Source organism: uncultured Ruminococcus sp. (assembly GCF_947301925.1).
Lineage (GTDB): Bacteria > Bacillota > Clostridia > Oscillospirales > Ruminococcaceae > Ruminococcus.
The window spans coordinates 398,467-415,596 of the sequence record NZ_CAMYUE010000002.1 but is presented as its reverse complement, the minus strand read 5'-3'; the positions used below and the strand labels follow the sequence as shown (position 1 = coordinate 415,596).

Annotated in this window: 18 protein-coding genes and 1 tRNA gene; 5 read left to right on the top strand and 14 right to left on the bottom strand. The window is 48.6% G+C overall.

Annotated elements, in window-relative coordinates; genetic code table 11:
* Positions 1–13 precede the first annotated feature (13 nt).
* From Q0Y65_RS05215 to Q0Y65_RS05180, 8 genes are all read right to left on the bottom strand, one after another.
* Positions 14–544: a 3'-5' exonuclease gene (locus Q0Y65_RS05215; protein ID WP_297957922.1), complete on the bottom strand. Its 531-nt coding sequence runs from the start codon at positions 542–544 to the stop codon at positions 14–16.
* Between the two features lie 54 nt (positions 545–598).
* The gene (locus Q0Y65_RS05210; protein WP_297957920.1) at positions 599–898 is read right to left on the bottom strand and encodes a barstar family protein; all 300 of its coding nucleotides are present in this window, start codon (positions 896–898) and stop codon (positions 599–601) included.
* 36 nt (positions 899–934) lie between these two features.
* Positions 935–1,663, bottom strand: coding sequence for a histidine phosphatase family protein (locus Q0Y65_RS05205; RefSeq protein ID WP_297957918.1), 729 nt, complete (start codon positions 1,661–1,663; stop codon positions 935–937).
* A 183-nt stretch (positions 1,664–1,846) separates the two neighbouring features.
* Positions 1,847–2,416, bottom strand: a complete 570-nt coding sequence (locus tag Q0Y65_RS05200) for a carbonic anhydrase (protein WP_297957917.1) — start codon at positions 2,414–2,416, stop codon at positions 1,847–1,849.
* Positions 2,417–2,425: 9 nt separating this feature from the next.
* A complete protein-coding gene (locus Q0Y65_RS05195) occupies positions 2,426–3,565 on the bottom strand; it encodes a glycerate kinase (RefSeq protein WP_297957915.1) in 1,140 nt (379 codons plus the stop codon).
* Between the two features lie 179 nt (positions 3,566–3,744).
* Positions 3,745–5,214 carry a DUF2828 family protein gene (locus Q0Y65_RS05190; RefSeq protein WP_297957913.1) on the bottom strand — a complete coding sequence of 490 codons (1,470 nt, stop codon included), beginning with the start codon at positions 5,212–5,214 and terminating at the stop codon, positions 3,745–3,747.
* 40 nt (positions 5,215–5,254) lie between these two features.
* Positions 5,255–5,362: transfer RNA gene (locus Q0Y65_RS05185), tRNA-OTHER, on the bottom strand.
* 396 nt (positions 5,363–5,758) lie between these two features.
* Positions 5,759–6,994: an RtcB family protein gene (locus Q0Y65_RS05180; protein WP_297957911.1), complete on the bottom strand. Its 1,236-nt coding sequence runs from the start codon at positions 6,992–6,994 to the stop codon at positions 5,759–5,761.
* Between the two features lie 149 nt (positions 6,995–7,143).
* Between Q0Y65_RS05180 and Q0Y65_RS05175 the strand changes: the two genes are divergently transcribed.
* Positions 7,144–8,406, top strand: a complete 1,263-nt coding sequence (locus tag Q0Y65_RS05175; protein WP_297957909.1) for a WYL domain-containing protein — start codon at positions 7,144–7,146, stop codon at positions 8,404–8,406.
* Entirely contained in the window at positions 8,390–9,370 is a 981-nt protein-coding gene (locus tag Q0Y65_RS05170) for a WYL domain-containing protein (protein ID WP_297957908.1), read from the top strand. Before Q0Y65_RS05175 ends, Q0Y65_RS05170 begins: the two co-directional genes overlap by 17 nt.
* 97 nt (positions 9,371–9,467) lie before the next feature.
* Here Q0Y65_RS05170 and Q0Y65_RS05165 read toward each other — a convergent pair whose 3' ends face one another.
* The gene (locus Q0Y65_RS05165) at positions 9,468–10,274 is read right to left on the bottom strand and encodes a hypothetical protein (protein ID WP_297957906.1); all 807 of its coding nucleotides are present in this window, start codon (positions 10,272–10,274) and stop codon (positions 9,468–9,470) included.
* A 620-nt stretch (positions 10,275–10,894) separates the two neighbouring features.
* On the opposite strand from Q0Y65_RS05165, the gene Q0Y65_RS05160 reads away from it, so the two are divergent.
* Entirely contained in the window at positions 10,895–11,986 is a 1,092-nt protein-coding gene (locus Q0Y65_RS05160; RefSeq protein ID WP_297957904.1) for a DUF5131 family protein, read from the top strand.
* Between the two features lie 80 nt (positions 11,987–12,066).
* Here the strand turns inward: Q0Y65_RS05160 and Q0Y65_RS05155 are convergent, their stop codons facing one another.
* The 5 genes from Q0Y65_RS05155 to Q0Y65_RS05135 all read right to left on the bottom strand — a co-directional run bounded on the left by Q0Y65_RS05155 (position 12,067) and on the right by Q0Y65_RS05135 (position 16,023).
* Positions 12,067–13,257, bottom strand: a complete 1,191-nt coding sequence (locus tag Q0Y65_RS05155) for a reverse transcriptase/maturase family protein (protein WP_297957902.1) — start codon at positions 13,255–13,257, stop codon at positions 12,067–12,069.
* 167 nt (positions 13,258–13,424) lie between these two features.
* Entirely contained in the window at positions 13,425–13,943 is a 519-nt protein-coding gene (locus Q0Y65_RS05150) for a hypothetical protein (RefSeq protein ID WP_297957900.1), read from the bottom strand.
* A gap of 141 nt (positions 13,944–14,084) precedes the next feature.
* Positions 14,085–14,534, bottom strand: coding sequence for a low molecular weight protein-tyrosine-phosphatase (locus Q0Y65_RS05145; protein ID WP_297957897.1), 450 nt, complete (start codon positions 14,532–14,534; stop codon positions 14,085–14,087).
* Positions 14,535–14,923: 389 nt separating this feature from the next.
* Entirely contained in the window at positions 14,924–15,484 is a 561-nt protein-coding gene (locus tag Q0Y65_RS05140) for a DJ-1/PfpI family protein (RefSeq protein ID WP_297958081.1), read from the bottom strand.
* A 14-nt stretch (positions 15,485–15,498) separates the two neighbouring features.
* Positions 15,499–16,023, bottom strand: coding sequence for a hypothetical protein (locus tag Q0Y65_RS05135; protein WP_297957895.1), 525 nt, complete (start codon positions 16,021–16,023; stop codon positions 15,499–15,501).
* Positions 16,024–16,195: 172 nt separating this feature from the next.
* Here Q0Y65_RS05135 and crcB point away from each other — a divergent pair, with 172 nt between their 5' ends.
* Together crcB and Q0Y65_RS05125 are read left to right on the top strand one after the other, a co-directional pair.
* Complete coding sequence (gene crcB / locus Q0Y65_RS05130) at positions 16,196–16,570, top strand: fluoride efflux transporter CrcB (RefSeq protein WP_297957893.1); 375 nt, start codon at positions 16,196–16,198, stop codon at positions 16,568–16,570.
* A gap of 99 nt (positions 16,571–16,669) precedes the next feature.
* A complete protein-coding gene (locus Q0Y65_RS05125; protein WP_297957891.1) occupies positions 16,670–17,107 on the top strand; it encodes a DUF188 domain-containing protein in 438 nt (145 codons plus the stop codon).
* Positions 17,108–17,130: the final 23 nt, after the last annotated feature.

The following is a 17,130-nucleotide window of genomic DNA, read 5'->3' as shown; positions in this document are numbered from 1 at the left end:
GGGATTATCCTTGCTAAAAACGATACTTCTTTACAAAACTATTTACATCTACGCCGCTGTCCATATATCTGAGCAGTATCTCTGCACAGGCCCGGCTATCGCTGTCAGCCTGATGGTGATCAAGAGCGATACCGTAGTAATCGCACATGACGTCGAGATTATGCTTCATATTCGGAAGAACACGCCTGCCTATCTGCACTGTACACAGGTAATCGGCGGACGGCTTCCATGCGATACCGTAGTAATTCAGACATTGGCGGAGAACGCTCATGTCGAAAACAGCATTATGAGCTACCAGTATGCCCTTGCTCATTATAGGTTCAATTTCCTTCCACAGTTCTGCAAAGTTCGGAGCATTCCTGACTTTATTCGCGTCTATTCCGGTGAGACGGGTGTTGAAGTAGTCAAAGTGCGTGTCGGGATTTACGAGAGAATAGTAGTTTGCAACTATTCTGTTATCCTTGATCGCGGATATACCGATCGCACTCATGCGGTTGTTTGCACGGTTAGGCGTTTCAACGTCAAAAGCTATGTATACAGCCATAAATAACATCTCCTGTATGTTGTATGATGATCGGTTAAATATGAGGCGGTCGGTTTAACGATATATTTCCAGCTTGCAGTCATAACCGCTGTTATCGTGGTCAGCGATAGTATCAAGTACCGCCAGCATAACGCTGTCTCCTAAGTCCTGCCTGCTCTTATCGTAATGAATCCATTTTATCACAAAGGGCTCCTCCGGGGCATGAGCTCCCAAGCCGCCGTACAGTATATCCCTGAATGCGTTGAGATTATGACCTGTCTTGAATCCGAGTTCCTTTGTCATGATACGGTCGACTTCGCTGTAGAAGCCTTCAATATCGGAAAAGCTGCTGCCGTCTATTATGTAAGTTCTCATTAGTATCTCCTCCAATCGTGAAAAACAGGGTTTTAATTAATCATGCCTTTGTTCAGTGTTGCTGAATGTTTCGCAGAAGCGTCCTGCAAAGGCAGGCGGTTCGCCGTGATTGTTAAGATGAGAAATATCACCGAAAGCGGTTACGCGGAAGTACGCTATGCCTTTACGTCGTTCTTCCGTACACACGGTTGTTACGGAAGTGGGAGCTGCCATAAAGCCGTGCCAGAGCAACATGGGGGAGATACCGAGGAGATGACCGAGCATTACGCACTCCACTCCGAAATGGCAGAACAGTGCAATGGTGTCTTCATTCGGACGAACGGCGTTATAGTAATTGCCGTTCCGCTCATATCCGTGTTCAGCAAGCAGAGAATCAAGGCCGTTTTGCACACAGGCGATACCGCTGCGCATATCTGCTTCCGCCATAACAGGAACGTCAGTCCACTTTTCCCTGTCGTAGTACTCGGGAACAGCTGTCCAGTTCTGAGGCAGCATATCCCAGGCAATGCGGCGCTGACCGTCAGGTCCCATAATGAGGTTGCGGTCGAATTCGCGGAGCCAGTCCAGCGTTTCTGCTGAGCGGCCGCATTCCTTCAGAGTGTATTCGGCAGTAGCCTGTGCTCTGCCGAGAGGAGAGACATAATAGGCAGCAATGTCCATAGGCGCTATACGTTCTGAAAGCAGTTCAGCTTCCCTGCGGCCCTTTTCAGTAAGGGAGTCAATAGTATAGTCCGGATCACCGTGTCTGATAATCAGCAATTTCATAATTATTTCCTTTCAAAAAATCCACAGCATTCTGACATATAAGACCCTGTATGTCAGAGACATGGCTGAAAAGCCCGGCAGCGCGTTTCGCCGGTAATGACAGTTGTTTGTTCCGGTGCTGCTGTAACCGATCCCCATGAAACGGCCATAGCGCTTTCGGAAGCATCTGAGGGAGCTGATGTATCACAGAAACTCCACTTCGCCGTTTTCAAGATGATAGATAGCTCCGAGCACTTTCAGTCCGTATTCCGCTTCGTCCTTCTGTATTTGCAGGCTGTGCTCGATAATATCGCAGCTGTGCTTCACGTTGAGGCAGCAGGCTTTCACCTCGTCCTTTTCATCACCGATAGCCTTCAGTATCTCGTCGGTAATGTACCTGATATATCCGTCAGGCTCGTGATTCATCGCAGCGTCAACTGCTCCGCAGCGGTCATGTCCGAGTACAACGATAAGACCTGTACCGAGGTGCTCTGCGGCGTATTCTATGCTTCCCAGCTGATGCGAGTCGATAACGTTGCCTGCAACTCTGATAACGAAAAGGTCGCCTATACCGGCCGAGAATATCAGCTCGGGAACCACTCTCGAATCCGAGCAGGTAATGATGATCGCATAGGGCTGCTGACCGCTATGACTGAACTTCAGGAGCGTATCTGGCGATACGTCGCTTGTCAGTTCGTTAGACTTTATGTATTTCTGATTGCCGGTAATGAGACGTTTCTTTGCTTCTTCGGCAGTTATTCTGTATGACTGCATAGCTGTACCTCACTTTGAAAATAGTTTTATCGTTCTGAAAACCTGTTCTGCTGTATCAGCGAGATTATGACAAGCATTGGATCTGTCCATAGCCTGTTCAAGGGTCGATACTTCCCTTAGTATAGGGAAATAAGCGTCTATGCCGTGCTGATTGCAAAGCTCCGCTCCGTTTTTTACTGCCCCGCTGAACGCTATAACAGGTCTACCGTATTTCTTCGCTAACCTTGCAATGCCCGCAGGAGCTTTTCCCATGGCGGTCTGACTGTCGAGACAGCCCTCTCCTGTGACGACTATATCTGCGTTTTTTATTGCGGCTTCAAGGTTTGTTTCCTGCATTATCAGATCAACGCCCGATTCAAATTCAGCGTTAAGATAATACATCAGTGCAAATCCCAGACCTCCTGCCGCACCTGCACCGCTTGTATCGGGAGAAGCTGCCGGGTTATAGTTCTTGGTGAGTTCGGCATAGTTACGCATGGCTGTGTCCATGATAACTAAAGATGCCGCACAGGCGGATTTCTGAGGGCCGAATACCATACTGCACCCGTTTTCGCCGCAAAGAGGATTTGTAACGTCGCAGGCGACCCTGAAGGTGCACTCCTTCAGTTCGGGTATAACATTACTGTCAGTTATTTCCGCAAGCTGCGAAAGACCTTTTGCACCGAATCCGACCTGCTGTCCGTTGGCGTCCAGCATACCGAAGCCGAGAGCCTGCAAACAGCCGATACCGCCGTCATTTGTTGCACTGCCGCCGATACCGATGATAAAGCTGCGGCAGCCGCGCTTTATAGCGTCAAGTATGAGTTCTCCCGTGCCATAGGTCGTGGTGTGCCATGGAGCGTCTGCAAAAGGAGGGATCAGAGTAAGTCCCGAAGCCGCAGCCATTTCGATAACAGCTGTATTGTTTGGAAGAACGCCGTATACTGCGGTTATTGTCTTGCCGAGAGGATCGGATACCTCTGCTTCGCATAAGCGTCCGTCCAGTCCCTTGACGAGAGCTTCAACGGTTCCTTCTCCGCCGTCGGCAACGGGCTTTATTATGGTGTCTGCGTCAGGAAAAACGCGGAGTATCCCCTCTGATACAGCATTGCCTGCTTCGATGGAAGAAATGCTGCCTTTGAATGAATCCATTGCGATAACTGCTTTCATTTTGCGCCTCCGATGTTTTTGTTGGTTCTATTATAGCATTTTTCGGATCTGTTGTAAATAGCGGTCAGCCGGCTGTAATAAAGGAAATGCCGTGCTGTTCGCGGTATATGGGATAGCAGGACTGCAAAATGAAAATACATATAAAATCCCCACCCGAAAGGGTGGGGAAAACGTTTCTGTCATGTTGCTGTTATAGGAGCGTATCTCTTTGAAGCCAGTATCTTATCCATTACAGCCTCGGGGGAGATATCTCCGCCCATGACCATATCGAATACAGCAGGCGAGCAGCCAGATACCAGTGCAGCTCCTGTTTCGGAGCGTGTGACAGGCATCGCGTCACATCTGCTGTTGACGTTCCAGAAGACGATATCAGGCAGCTCATAGCCGTTGGCCCTGAACAGCTTTCTCATCTTGCGGAACATTGACTCGTCGTTGCCGCCGACTATGCAGCAGTCGAACTGCATATCGGAGATAATGTATATCCTGGAAGGCATTTCCTTCTTCGATACGTTATACTTCTTTGCGGTCCTGAGTATCAGCAGGAAAACCGCTTCGAGGTTGGTGTTGGCTATTTCGCTGAAGGTATTGCAGTAGCGTGCCTTCTCCACGATATCCCCACCCTTTATCTCCACTATTCGGGGAGACTGTGAGAAGGTGATGAAGTGGTTGGCGAATGCGCCTGTATTGTGCCCGGCGAAGTATATTCCCAGCGACAGTGCCGCGTCTATAGGACGTATGCCTCTGCCCCAGGTCATGGAGCCCGAACCGTCGATGACAGCTATTGCGTTCTCACGTCCTGAAGCGGTCAGGTCGGGCAGGGACTTCCATGCAGCGTCAAGGGACTTTCTTTCCTCATCGGAAATATTGCCCGTCAGAGCCGCTCTTACTATGTCGTAGGGGAACAGTCTGCCTGCGTTGAGGTTTGCTTCGCCGCTGTGAACTCTGTTCAGGTAGTTCACGTAGCGCTCGTTATCATTTCTGATAAAAGCACGGCGATACTTGAACATAGCGCAGGAGGGCTGGACCTCATAGTCGAATGTGTAGTCACGCTCACGGAGACGGTTTTCGAGGATATCGGTGTACGCTCTCAGAGCGGCCAGAGTCCTTCTGTAAGCAGGCTCGGTCATGCCGAGCAGAGCTGCCATGCGTCTGCCCTTGTTCCGCGTCTCCTTGGAGGAGGCGTTCACGGAGGGCAGCCACTTTGCCAGCAGGGAAGCCTGACCGTTTCTCGTCATAGCTGCCATATCCTTGTCCAGCTGCGCCTTTATTACCTTTGCAGCCGCGTTCTCCAGAGGAGTGCCGAGCAGTACGCACAGGTCATCGTAACGGCCGTACTCAGCGAACAGAGGTATATTCTTCTCAACAGCCTTAGGAGCTGTCTTAGCCAGTGCGGACACAGCGCAGCGGAAGAAACGTCTTTCACCCAGTCCGCCTCTTGCGTCACGGGCAAAGAAGACTATCTTCATGGTCTTGTCGGGATCCTCTGCGTAAGCCCGTGTGACCACGTCCGCTATCTCCCCGGCTGTGGAATTCCGCATAGCGCCTGCCTTGAAGAACATATCAAGGCAGAATGAATTCGTTGAACGGTAGGCAGTACCGCCGTTCTCGGTAAATGTATAGTTGTTTTCCTTCTTCAGAAAGTTCAGCATAGTACTTCTCCTTTCAAGACAGCATTTTTTACCATACGTTTCCGCAGGACAGGATTTGAACCTGTAATAACCAATTTCTTATGCTGTTGCTGACTTATACGCGGCTCATTTTTTCACAGTGCTTACCCTGTAGGGCAGCTTCCTGCGCCCCTGAATAATGCTGTCAGAGCCGAAAATAATTGATTCATAAATGTGCTGTAAGCGATGTGAGATCATCGTTTCTGATAAGAGTGAGCGCGTGAAACAAGCGCCAACGTGGAAGCGGTCGAGCCGGCTCAGCTCGCAAGACGCCTTATTCATTTTTAAGATGAAATATTGACTTCTGCTGTGTGCGTCTTATCAAGGCGCTGTAAGTCATGATACTACGTTAACAGCATAGTCATTGCGTCTGCTGTGTGCGCCTTATTTTTTCACTTTATTCTGCAAGGCACGATCGATCATTCAGGAAAGATGATACGGTTGCTGTTTGTGCCTTAAACTCGTCGCTTTGGGAGTTGAACCCGTTCTGAACCGAACTGCCATGATTGCTGGAAGCGGCGAAAAATCAGCCTTTTACTACTCCGACGGTGAACAGTCTCTTTACAGGCTCTGTAAGATCCTGCTGATTTGCCATTACGTCGTTTATATCCTTGTAGGCGAAACGTGCTTCTTCGGCAACATCGCCCTTGTTATTCTTGGCCAGAACTACATTCTTCTCCTTGAGGTCTACCATTACGGACTCCACGGAGAAATTGTCCTTTGCCGCTGTTCTGGAGTAAGCTCTGCCTGCACCGTGAGATGAGGACATGAAGCTGTCGGGATTGCCCTTGCCCCGGACTATGTAGCTGTATGAGCCCATAGCTCCCGGGATAATGCCCATTTCGCCCTCGCCTGCACGGATAGCACCCTTACGGTGTACCCACACATCCTTACCGAAGTGATTCTCATGAGCAGCGTAGTTGTGGTGACAGTTTATCTCGCCTGAGAAAACAGGAACAATACCTGTGTGCTTCTCGATGTGCTTTGTGAATATCTCCTTTACCTTACCGAGCATTATGGCACGGTTTTCATAGGCAAAGTCCATACATAACTGCATCCATGCCAGATAGCGCCGTCCCTCGTCGGTATCAACAGGCAGGAACGGTAAATTCCATTCATTCGGAACCTGTGAGAACCATCTGTCGTTCAGCCCGTGGGCAATGGCATTGAAGTACTGTCCGACTATGTTTCCGAAATGACGGCTTCCGGAATGAAGCATGATACCGCACATTCCGTCATCGTCCTGCTGTATCTCGATGAAGTGGTTGCCTCCGCCGAGAGTACCGGCCTGATAATAGCCCTCCTCGATCTGAGGTATGAGCTGGTTATCGGCTTCGTAGCGGCCCATTTCAGCCTTTGCGCGGTCAAGCACCCCGGAAGGCTGTATTGTCTTGTAATGTGCAAAGCCTGTGGGGATATTTCTCAGGATATCGCCGCATATAGTCTGCACCAGGCTGCCGCTGCCTGTTATTGTCTCACGGAGAAGCGATACAGGGATATCGGTCTGAACATACGCCATACCGCAGCCTATATCGACTCCTACCGCGTTGGGGATAACAACGTCCTCACAGGCGATGACTCCGCCTATGGGCATACCCTTTCCTGCATGAGTGTCGGGCATGAGCGCTATCCACTTGTGTGCGAAGGGAAGCTTCGCAAGGTGCTCCGCCTGTTCGATACATTTTGTGCCGACAGCTTCCATATCTGTCTGCCATATCTTTATGGGGAGCATATTCCGGTTCTTTTCGTAATGTACGAACATTTCATTCACTTCTCTTTCATTTAGCCTGACTTTAGTATATCACATGAAATGGAAATAATCATATAAAAAAATCTGCGCACACTCATCTGTCACTTGAAAATGACAGATTTTTCTGATAATATATAAATAAGGAAAGGGGAGTGGCTGGAATGGCAGGATTTTCGGAGCTCATAAAGAATTTCGGCAAAACAAGAGAATATGTCCGCGATTTTTTCATATACGGCTGTAAGGTAAGAAGCGATTTCGACAAAAAGAGCGTCCGCACCTATGACGACGAAAAGCGCCGCGTGGAGAGCTGGATGCGGGACTATATGCGCTATGACGATTCCGTTCACGGCAGAAGTGTTTCCATCTCCGCAGACAGCGGCCATATTTCGGAGAATCCGCTGTATAACGCCTACTACTCAAAGAGCTTTACGGATAACGATATAAAGCTTCATTTCCTTCTTGCAGACACTCTCTGCGACGGAAAAAGCCGTACTCTCAGAGAGCTCACCGATACTCTCAACAGCGAGTATGAGCAGCTTTTCGACGACCAGACGGTGCGCAACAAGCTCAGGGAGTACACGGAAGAGGGGATAATCACTGCCGAAAAGCAGGGCAGAGTCATGTATTATTCCCTGTCTGCCGACCGTACAGACGAATACATGGAGAAATACAAGGGCCTTGCAGACGCGGTGAAGTTCTTTTCTGAGGCACCTGATTTTGGAGTTATAGGCAACAGTATAATGAAAGCTGTAGATATAAAGAATGATTTGTTCCATATCAAGCATAATTATATGAATCACTCTCTTGAAGACATACTTGTTCCTGATATATTGGAAGCTATTGATGATAAGTGTAGTATATTAGTAAAGAAATTCACATGGAGAAAAGATGAAGAACCCGCTGAGGAAATAATAATACCTATGCAGATACTTGTCTCAGTTCAGACAGGCAGACGATATATCGCCGCATATGTACCGAAAACACGCAGATTTGCTTCGTACAGACTTGACAGGATAAAGCAGATAAAGAAAAACATCGTATGTACAGACTATGACAGGATCAAGGAGCGCTATGATGTGAATATACGGCGTTGTTTCGGAGTTTCATTTGGAGACAGACATGAGATAGGAACAGTAAATGCTATAAAGATAACTTTTACTGTTGATGAGACGAGAGAAGGCTTTATTATAGAACGCCTTGAACGTGAGAAGCGCTGTGCCGTACTTGAAAAGACAGGAGATGGTCTATATACTTTTACTGCCGATGTATTCGATCCAAACGAAATAATGCATTGGGCAAAGACATTTATCGGTCGCATAGTGTCAATTGAGGGTGGTACACAGAAGATCAGAATGCGTTTTTACAATGATATCCGCAGAATGTACAGGATGTACGGAGGTATTGAAGATGAACATATTCAGTGAGATATATGGTACATATTTCCGTATAGCTGCGAAGCTTTTGAAAAAAGAGGTCACTGATGAAAAGAACGTCCGTGAAACTGTAATGCGTAACGGATTTCGTGATTCCGTGCTGTTCCTGCCTCAGAAGCTTATCCCGGGCGGCGAGGACTGGGGACTTTTCAGACGGGAAAAGAATAATACTCTCAGGCGTATAACAAAAAAAGCACCTGTGAAGGTGCTTACAAGGCTTCAGAAGATGTGGCTGAAGGCAAAGCTCTCGGATCCGAGGATAAGACTGTTCATGGAGGATGAGACCATAGAGCAGATGCGGCAGTCCCTTGCCGATGTAAAGCCGCTGTACCGTCATGAGCATTTCAGGCTCACGGACAGATTTGCCGACCATGACGACTATTCCGACGAAAAGTATATATCGAACTTCCGTGCTGCGCTTGACGCCGTAAAGCATCGGAGAATAGTTGATATAAGCTTTCATACCGGGCGTGGAAAGCGTGCAAGCGGCAGATTTGTTCTGCTGAAAATAGAGTTTTCGCCTAAGAATGGCAAGTTCCGAGCATACTGCTATCTGCTGAGAAATGATAAGATACGCAGCAGCGGTCTGATAAATATAGGACGTATCGAGAGCATAACCGATACGGGAAGAGTGTTCCGTACTCCTGTTTCCATGGACGATTATTTCAGCAGCCGCAAATGCAAGGAGCCTGCTGTTATAAGAGTGACCAACGAGCGTAACGGCGTGGAGCGATTTATGCTTGAATTTGCGTCCTTTGAGAAGCATACGGTACGCGATCTTGAAAAGAACGAGTACACCGTGGAGCTCTGGTACGATGAACAGGACGAAACCGAGGTGCTTATAATGCTGCTCAGCTTCGGTCCTGTTATTGAGATACTTGGTCCCGGGAAGCTGCGCTCACAGGCGCGGGAACGGCTGGAGCGGCAGTATGGGCTGCTTGTGAACGGACAATGACAGACATCCTGGCTTCATGCGGCATTTGCACACGGCTGCTCAGGGAGCCTTGATCTCATAAAGCACAGATCAGAGCCGACGGCCTTCCGTTCGGCTTTTATCTGTATTTCTCGGTGCCGAAGAACACCTTGTCAAAGAAATCCTTTGTGGCTTCCTCGCCGAGAGCCTTTTTGAACACATCGGTGGAGACTCCGCCCTTATCAACAAGATCGTCGCAGTATTTCTGCGTTATCTCCAGCTTGGCAGCCTTTTCTTCGTCGGAAAGGGGTTCAAGGTCTCTTGCGGTCTCCATATAACAGCGGATAGCGTCGGTGAACATCTCCCCGATCTTATCGTCGTCACTTCTCTTGCCTGCCTTATGGAGGACAACTGTCAGGTATTCGTCATACCATGCGGGCTCCACCTCTATATCCTCAAGGCTGCTGTACCTCTTTTCAAATTCCTTTATATTGTCAAGAACCGCGGTATACTCGGGAGCCGAGGCGTCGGGGACAAGATCGTAGAATTCGGCATATGCCTTTCGCTTGCCCATTATATACATGAAATCCATTGAGAGCATGGGCATATTCTTCTTGTAGGGAGTAATGACATAGGATACCATCTGCATAAAGCCCATATTCACCGTCATAACGGAAAGATTGCCGATATCCTCGATATCATGCTGCTCAACGTTGAATTTCATAAGGCCGTACATCTTTATACTTTTGTACTCGCCCGGGTCAACGGGGGTGACCTTCGCGTATGAGGACAGCGTCTCCATACCCGAGTCAATGGTGTCGTTCATGACCTTCATGTTCTTTGAGGCGTTGAATGCGATGAATCCGCTGAGCAGACCGATGATGAGCACTATCACCAGCAGCACCTTCGGCCATTTTTTCTTTTTCCTGACATCTGTATCCTTCATATTATCTCTCCTTTTCATTGTACGGAAAACCGATGAAATATCATGTTCATTATAGCACAGGCCATATGCCGTGTCAAGCGGTAAAGCTCCGCTGCGGCCGCCTTTCCGGGAGGATCTTCCGGCTTCGGGCAAGGTCAGGGTCCTCCGTAGCGGCCACAGCATTTCCACCCATTATTGTAAATGGTTTTACGTTGTGGAGCCGTTATGTGCCTCCCGAGCGTACAAAAACACATATCATGCTGTCTGAATAACAGAAAAGGGCGCTCTGAACAGGGGCGCTCTTGTGCTTTGCAACAAATTGTTTGATAAGGGCTTGACGGAACGGCGCAGACAGTATATAATAGAATTATGTATAGCGCTTCGTAAGGATGCGGGATACAAGTCTTTTTTGGCATATCACAACAATTATCTTTTAATCAACTCTTCATTTCAACAAACAAACTACTCCGGAATATCCTCTAAACAGACAGCTCGCCGTTAAAGCCGCTATGGCGGAGAGGGCATCGGCGCAGCCTCAGAAAAGACAGAACAGACAGACGTTTGGGAGACGGCTCCTGCATAGGCCGCCTTCTTGTATAGTATTAAAGAGAAATGAAGAAATATTAAGGGGTAAGATGTTTATGCTGAAAATCGAGGACTATTACACTGACGCTCTGTCAGCGGGCATTATCACCATGCTTGAGAAGCCCGAAGTTGTAAACAGACTTCTCAATACGCTCATCTGTAATTTCAGAGACTTTGACTTCATGAAGCTCGAGATAGATATGCACCATGTCAGAGAGGAGCTTGAGGAGTACAAGAACCTGAATCAGGGATTTCTTAAACAGATCAAAAAGGTGCGGGCCTTTTATGACGGGCATCTCCTTGCGCTGAAGCGTATCCTGAGAGATATAAACTACGACACGCATCTGAATACAAAGGTATATTCTCCAGTTGTGGGATGTCCCATAGGCTGTTCCTACTGCTTTACCAAAAAGGTGGTAGATCATTTCGGAGTTACCGACGATTTCAAGAAGCCTGTTTTCCGCGGCTTCTACAAGATGATGAAGGATCAGGATGGCAACAATATCCCCGAGCTCTTCAATATAGAAAGCGAAAACCCCATAGACTGGTTCCTGACATATATGTCTGATTTCGGCTGCTGGAAGCCCGAGTGGCAGGAAAACGTCCTTGAGCAGATTATCGCAGCAAATGAGCTGAAGCGCAGGAAGGGCAAGTGCGTTGATACCTTCCAGCTGGTAACGAAATGTCCCAAGGGTATCAGGCTGGATAATATCCCGGCGAATACCGATATCCAGAATGTTGTCATCTCATGTACTGTGGACAGGAACGACTGCACTCACCGTATAACCGACCTTATCAAAAGGACTAAGAGACACAGGATCACTGCCTGTGTTGTATATCAGCCTGTTCTTGAGCATATTGATCCCGTTCATCTGGACGAGCTGGTGGAGACCTTCGGAGCTGATAATTCATGGGTCATCATAGGTGGAGAGATCGGCGAAAAGGCTTCTCCTTTACAGTTTGAATGGATAAAGGATATTATTGACAAGTGCGTTGAACTTGGTATACCGCTTAAAATGCAGCCTGACCTCAGACCTGTTGTCAAGGCAGCAGGTTATGAGTTTTATGAGCAGGAACCCAAGCCCATAAGGGACTCAAAGGCTGTAAGAAGCAGAAATCTTGCCATGAAAACAGTCAAGGTGTCCTGAGACGAATATACATATATAGAGATACAGCCCCTGTGCAGTATGCGCAGGGGCTTTTTGTACGCTTTTACACCATATATATACTATTTCTGATAATATTCATGTACAAGGCTGCGAAGCCCCAGATCCCGTATCTCCTCATATCTCACGTTGAACCTGGCGGCGGTGCGCTTTCCGCTGATAAGGTAGCGCACGCAGTCCTGGGCGTAATTGTCAATGACGCGGAGGCTCACATCGGTGTTTATGGCAGAAAAGAACCATCTGCTCCATGTGAGGTCGCTGTTCTCCGAGCACTCGAACAGCTTTCTGTTGAAAATCCGTATGAATGCAAGTGCGGCCTTTTGACCGTCCAGCTGGTTGCGCTGCTTCCAGCGCATAAGGGCTCTGGTCTTGCGGCGCATCTTGTTCTTCAGCTTCCGGACGGAAGCGGGAGCTATATCTATAACGCCGTCCGTATAGGAAAAGCCGAGAAATGTCCAGCCCTCTGCGGGAGCACAGAAGCTCTTCTTTGAGGGATTGACGGTCAGTCCCCGCTCTGCGATGAAGCTGCGCAGCTCTGCGGCCAGGCTCCGGCATTCCTGCGCCGAGTCCGCAAAAAGTATGATATCGTCGGAGTATCGCCCGTAGGGTATGCCCTTGGCTGCAAAGCGGCTGTCCAGCTCCATAAGGTATACGTTGGCAAAGAAGGCGGACAGGGGCGTGCCTGCCATGATGCCCTTTTCCTCGGTGATGATATTATCCCCGTCCATGACGCGCGGCTCTGTGAGCAGACTGCTCAGAAGGGCATACAGCTCCTTATCGTCGGGCATTATCTCCTCCAGCATGGGCAGAAGCTTCTCCACGGGAACGGAATTGAAATAGTTGCTTATATCGACCTTGTAGGAATACATCTCCCTGATACGGGGAGTCCCTGCCAGTCGGCGTATTGCGTCCTTGGCCGTCCTGTTGGGGCGGAAGGAATACAGTCCGCTGCTGAAAAGGCAGTCGTATTTTCTCAGCAGCAGGTAGGTCAGCAGCTTCATCACCATGTTCCAGGCCACGGGGTAGGTATATACCGTTCGCTTTTTCTGCGTATCCTGCTTGCTTATGACCGCTCTCCTCGGAAGCGGCAAGGGGCAGCCCTTTTCTATGGCCTCGCAGACAGGCATATAGCCTCTGCTGTCCATAAAGCTGCGCAGCTCCCTGCAAAAGGCGGTGCTGCCTGTCAGGGAGCTCTTGTATCGGTAGAAGCTCTCCCAGCAGCCGGGCTGTGAAAGCTTTTCGAGTAATGACATTTTCTCTCCTTCACAATAAGAAAAACAGAAAGAGAAATCGTTAAAGCCAAGAAAATTCTTGGATGTACAAGACCGTACACGGTTCGGCTGCCTGCGAAGCCGTTGGCTGAGCCGTGCCTGATCCGCCGCAGGCGCAAGGCGTTCTCTTTCTGTTTTTTTCGTTTTTATCAGCCCTCAAGGGCTTTTCTTGTACGCTCTGCGACGTACGCTCTTGTGTTCCACCAGCCGTGGTGGTCGTAATAATAGCGAAGATAGGGGATATGCTCCCGTTTGCATTCCTCGCGGAGCTTATATGCGGAGCTCTTTTCCGACAGCAGCTCCACCACAAGCGCCTTTTTCACTCCCAGATTGAAGGTGAACACCGTGGCTCTGCCGTTGTTGGAATCGGCTGAGACAATGCTGTATTGAGGAAATTCATTCATAAACACATCACGGAAGTATTCCTTGTAGGTGCCGTTGAAGTTGAACTGATTCTCCTCCGCGGGCATCTCAGGCCCCCATGAAAAGCCTGATTTCCCATAGCCCACGCCTGACGCAGTGTTAACGTCATCGGTATAAGTTGCGGCGGTCTCCGTCATCTCGCTCTCGTGCAGATTGACGGACTCCTGCTTTATGACGTTTGCAACGTCCTTCAGAAGGCCGCCCAGCTCGGATTTCTCACCGAGAAGCTTTGAAAATAAGCCCATATCCTATCCCTCCTTCAGCATTCCAGCCTCTGATCTTATACTAATTTTATCATACAGGCTCAAAGGGTTCAACCTGTAATTATGCTGAAATTGCGGAGTCTGTGTTGTGCATTTCCTACAAAGCGGCTTTTATTATTCCTGTTAAGTGAGCTTTCTGAGGAGAGCTCTGCACCCCTCCTCGATATCGGCATAGGCCTTTCCGAAGTCGCGGCTGTACCACGGGTCGGAGACATCGTCGCTCCGTCCCGCAAAGGTCAGCAGCTTGTATACCTTCCCGTCACTGTCGCTGCCGAAGATACGGTTCATATTGCGTATGTTTGCGGAATCCATGCCTATAAAATAATCATAGCTGCCGTAGTCCGATCTTTTGAGCTGTACGGCTGTCTTTCCGGTGCAGCCTATACCGTGCCGCGCAAGCTCCGAACGGGCAGGCGGATAAACGGGATTCCCCAGCTCCTCGGTGCTGGTGGCGCATGAGGCTATATAAAAGCAGTCGCTTTTCCCTGCGTCGGCTGCAAGCTTTTTCATTATGAACTCCGCCATTGGCGAGCGGCATATATTGCCGTGGCACACAAACATAACCTTTATCATAGGTATAAACCTCCCGTTTTTGCCGTAATTTGCCGCATTTTGCCGTTGTATACTTCGACGAACGGGTGTGCTGATTCTGTCAAGATTCACGGTGAACTCGGCAAATTGCGGCATATCTTGGCATTCTAAGGACATCGTTAGTAGTAAAAATGGTAGTAAACACAGGGTGTGTTACTACTAAGGAATTGGCGCGTGTTCCGGCTGATCGCCGGTTGTATATCAATTACTACTACGTTTACTACTGCGCTTACTACCAAGATCACAGTATGATACTACTAAAGCGCCGGTATATGCCTTTTCATTATACCATAATCCTTCCATTTCATCAAGTCAAAACGGGCAAAAAAATAGCGGCTCACCGAAGTGAGCCAAATAGGAAAACTAACTATTCAGAATCCCATAGCAGTCTTTGTTTTCTGCATTTGTTCTGCCCCCACCAGTTCTTCCAGCAGTAGAAACGCCACCGCCGATCCGGTCTGCGGACAGTATGAGGTGATGATATTCTCCGTTCTTACTACCGGCTCATTTACAACGATCGCACCATATTCTGCGAGCTGTTTCTGTCTGCGACCGTTGTTCAGATGATAAGTAGTAGCCCTTTTGCCGTTCAATATGCCACTGTTTCCGAGTGCAAGTGCTGCAACGCAGATTGTAGCGATCAGTTTGCCACGGTCATTGAATTCCTTGATGAGCCTTGCTGCCTGCTCAGAAAAAGCGTCTTCATAGAATCCGTATTTTTCAAATCCACCGGGAATAGCCAGTGCATCATAATCGTCAATGCAAACATCACTTATCAAAATATCCGCATTGACCGATACTCCGAAGGTACTTGTAATGTTTTTTCGCATAGCGCAGGTTGTAACTTTAATACCTGCCCAGCCCATAATATCGACAAACACACTTGCTTCCATTGTTTCAAAGCCATTTGCGAGAAACAGTAATACATTCATATCTGCAGCACCTCTCATTTCTGCTTCCTCTCATATAACAAAATTACGCCTAATGAGAAAGACAATCCACCAAGAACAATAAAGAATGACCAAACTGCATTCCAGTACGGTGAGGCAGTGTCAAACATCAATTGCAGCAAGCGGCTCCATAGTTTCAGCCCCGCTGCAATGGCAAACAAATCGAATAGGACATAGCCCCCGCCGAAAATGTATACCCATCTCCACCAAAAATTTTGTTTCCTGTTCTTGAAAAAAGCTATGATCCCAGTGACACATAGTGCCGCAAGCACTCCCATGATCAGGAAATATGCTGCACCTTTGCTGTTCAAGATTCCCATCCAAAATGCTGCATAAGATTCTCTGTCAAGCAATGCCCAGACTCTATGAAGATGAAACAGACCAAACACGATAAAGAACCACGGTTCCCACGCATAGATTTTTTTCACTGTATCGTTGCTCCGTTCATATAGTTTTTCGTACCATACCATTATACCATGATCCTTCCGTTTCATCAAGACAAAGAGGACAAAAAATGACATTCCGCGTCTCCATAGTGCTTCATATCCCGACCTCCTGTACGTTAGTACTGCCCTGCGCTTCTGCCGTAGGGAGCTTAACCTGTGTCTGTTTATATTATATCATTTCAGCGCGGTATTGTAAATGGGTCGCTTGTATGATATAATAATAATATCATTCGTAGGAGGCGATAGCATGAAGGACTGCCTGACAGTTGCGGCAGGGGGCGCTTTGGGCGCAGTGCTGCGATATCTTGCAGGAAAGCTGCCCCTTGGCAGCCAGCAGGGCTTTCCCGTGAAGACTTTCATTGTAAATATAGCGGGCTGCATCATTATCGGAGCTGTGGCAGCTCTTGCGTCAAAGCAGCTTTCTGAGTATCCCAGGCTGGTGCTGTTCCTGAAGGTGGGACTGTGCGGCGGATTTACCACATTTTCTTCCTTTGCCCTTGAGACGGGCGGACTTATCGGAAGGGGCTCCTGTCTGACGGCTGCGTCATATGTCATTCTGAGCATATTGCTGGGAGTGGCGGCGGTCTTCGGGGCGCAGTTCATTGTTGATAAGGTGTTCTGATAAAGAGAAGGGCGCATCATATGAGTATCACGGTAAACATATATTATACGGGAGAAAAGGGCGTTCCCGATACTGATAAGGAGTTCATAAGAGACTGATATGAGGATATTTATAGATGCAGACGGCTGTCCCGTGGTGGATATAGCTGTGCGTACTGCAAAGCGATATGGCGTCGGGTGTACGATAATATGCGATACGTCTCATTCCATACAGCGTGACGGTGCAGATACAATAATAGTTGACAAGGGTGCGGACAGTGCGGATATCCGCCTTGTGAACCTTATCGGTGCAGGGGACATAGCCGTGACCCAGGATTACGGACTTGCGGCTATGTGCCTCAGCAGGCGTGCCATAGTCCTGAATCAGGACGGCAGGCGCTATACTGAGGATAATATCTCCGGACTGCTGGAATTCCGCGCCGTTTCTGCTAAGATACGCCGCGGCGGCGGACGAACAAGGGGACTTCCGAAACGCACTCTCCAGCAGGACAGGGACTTTGAGCGGGCGCTTTCGGAGATACTTGGAAACAATATCTGATATTAACGGTTTATGAGATAAGG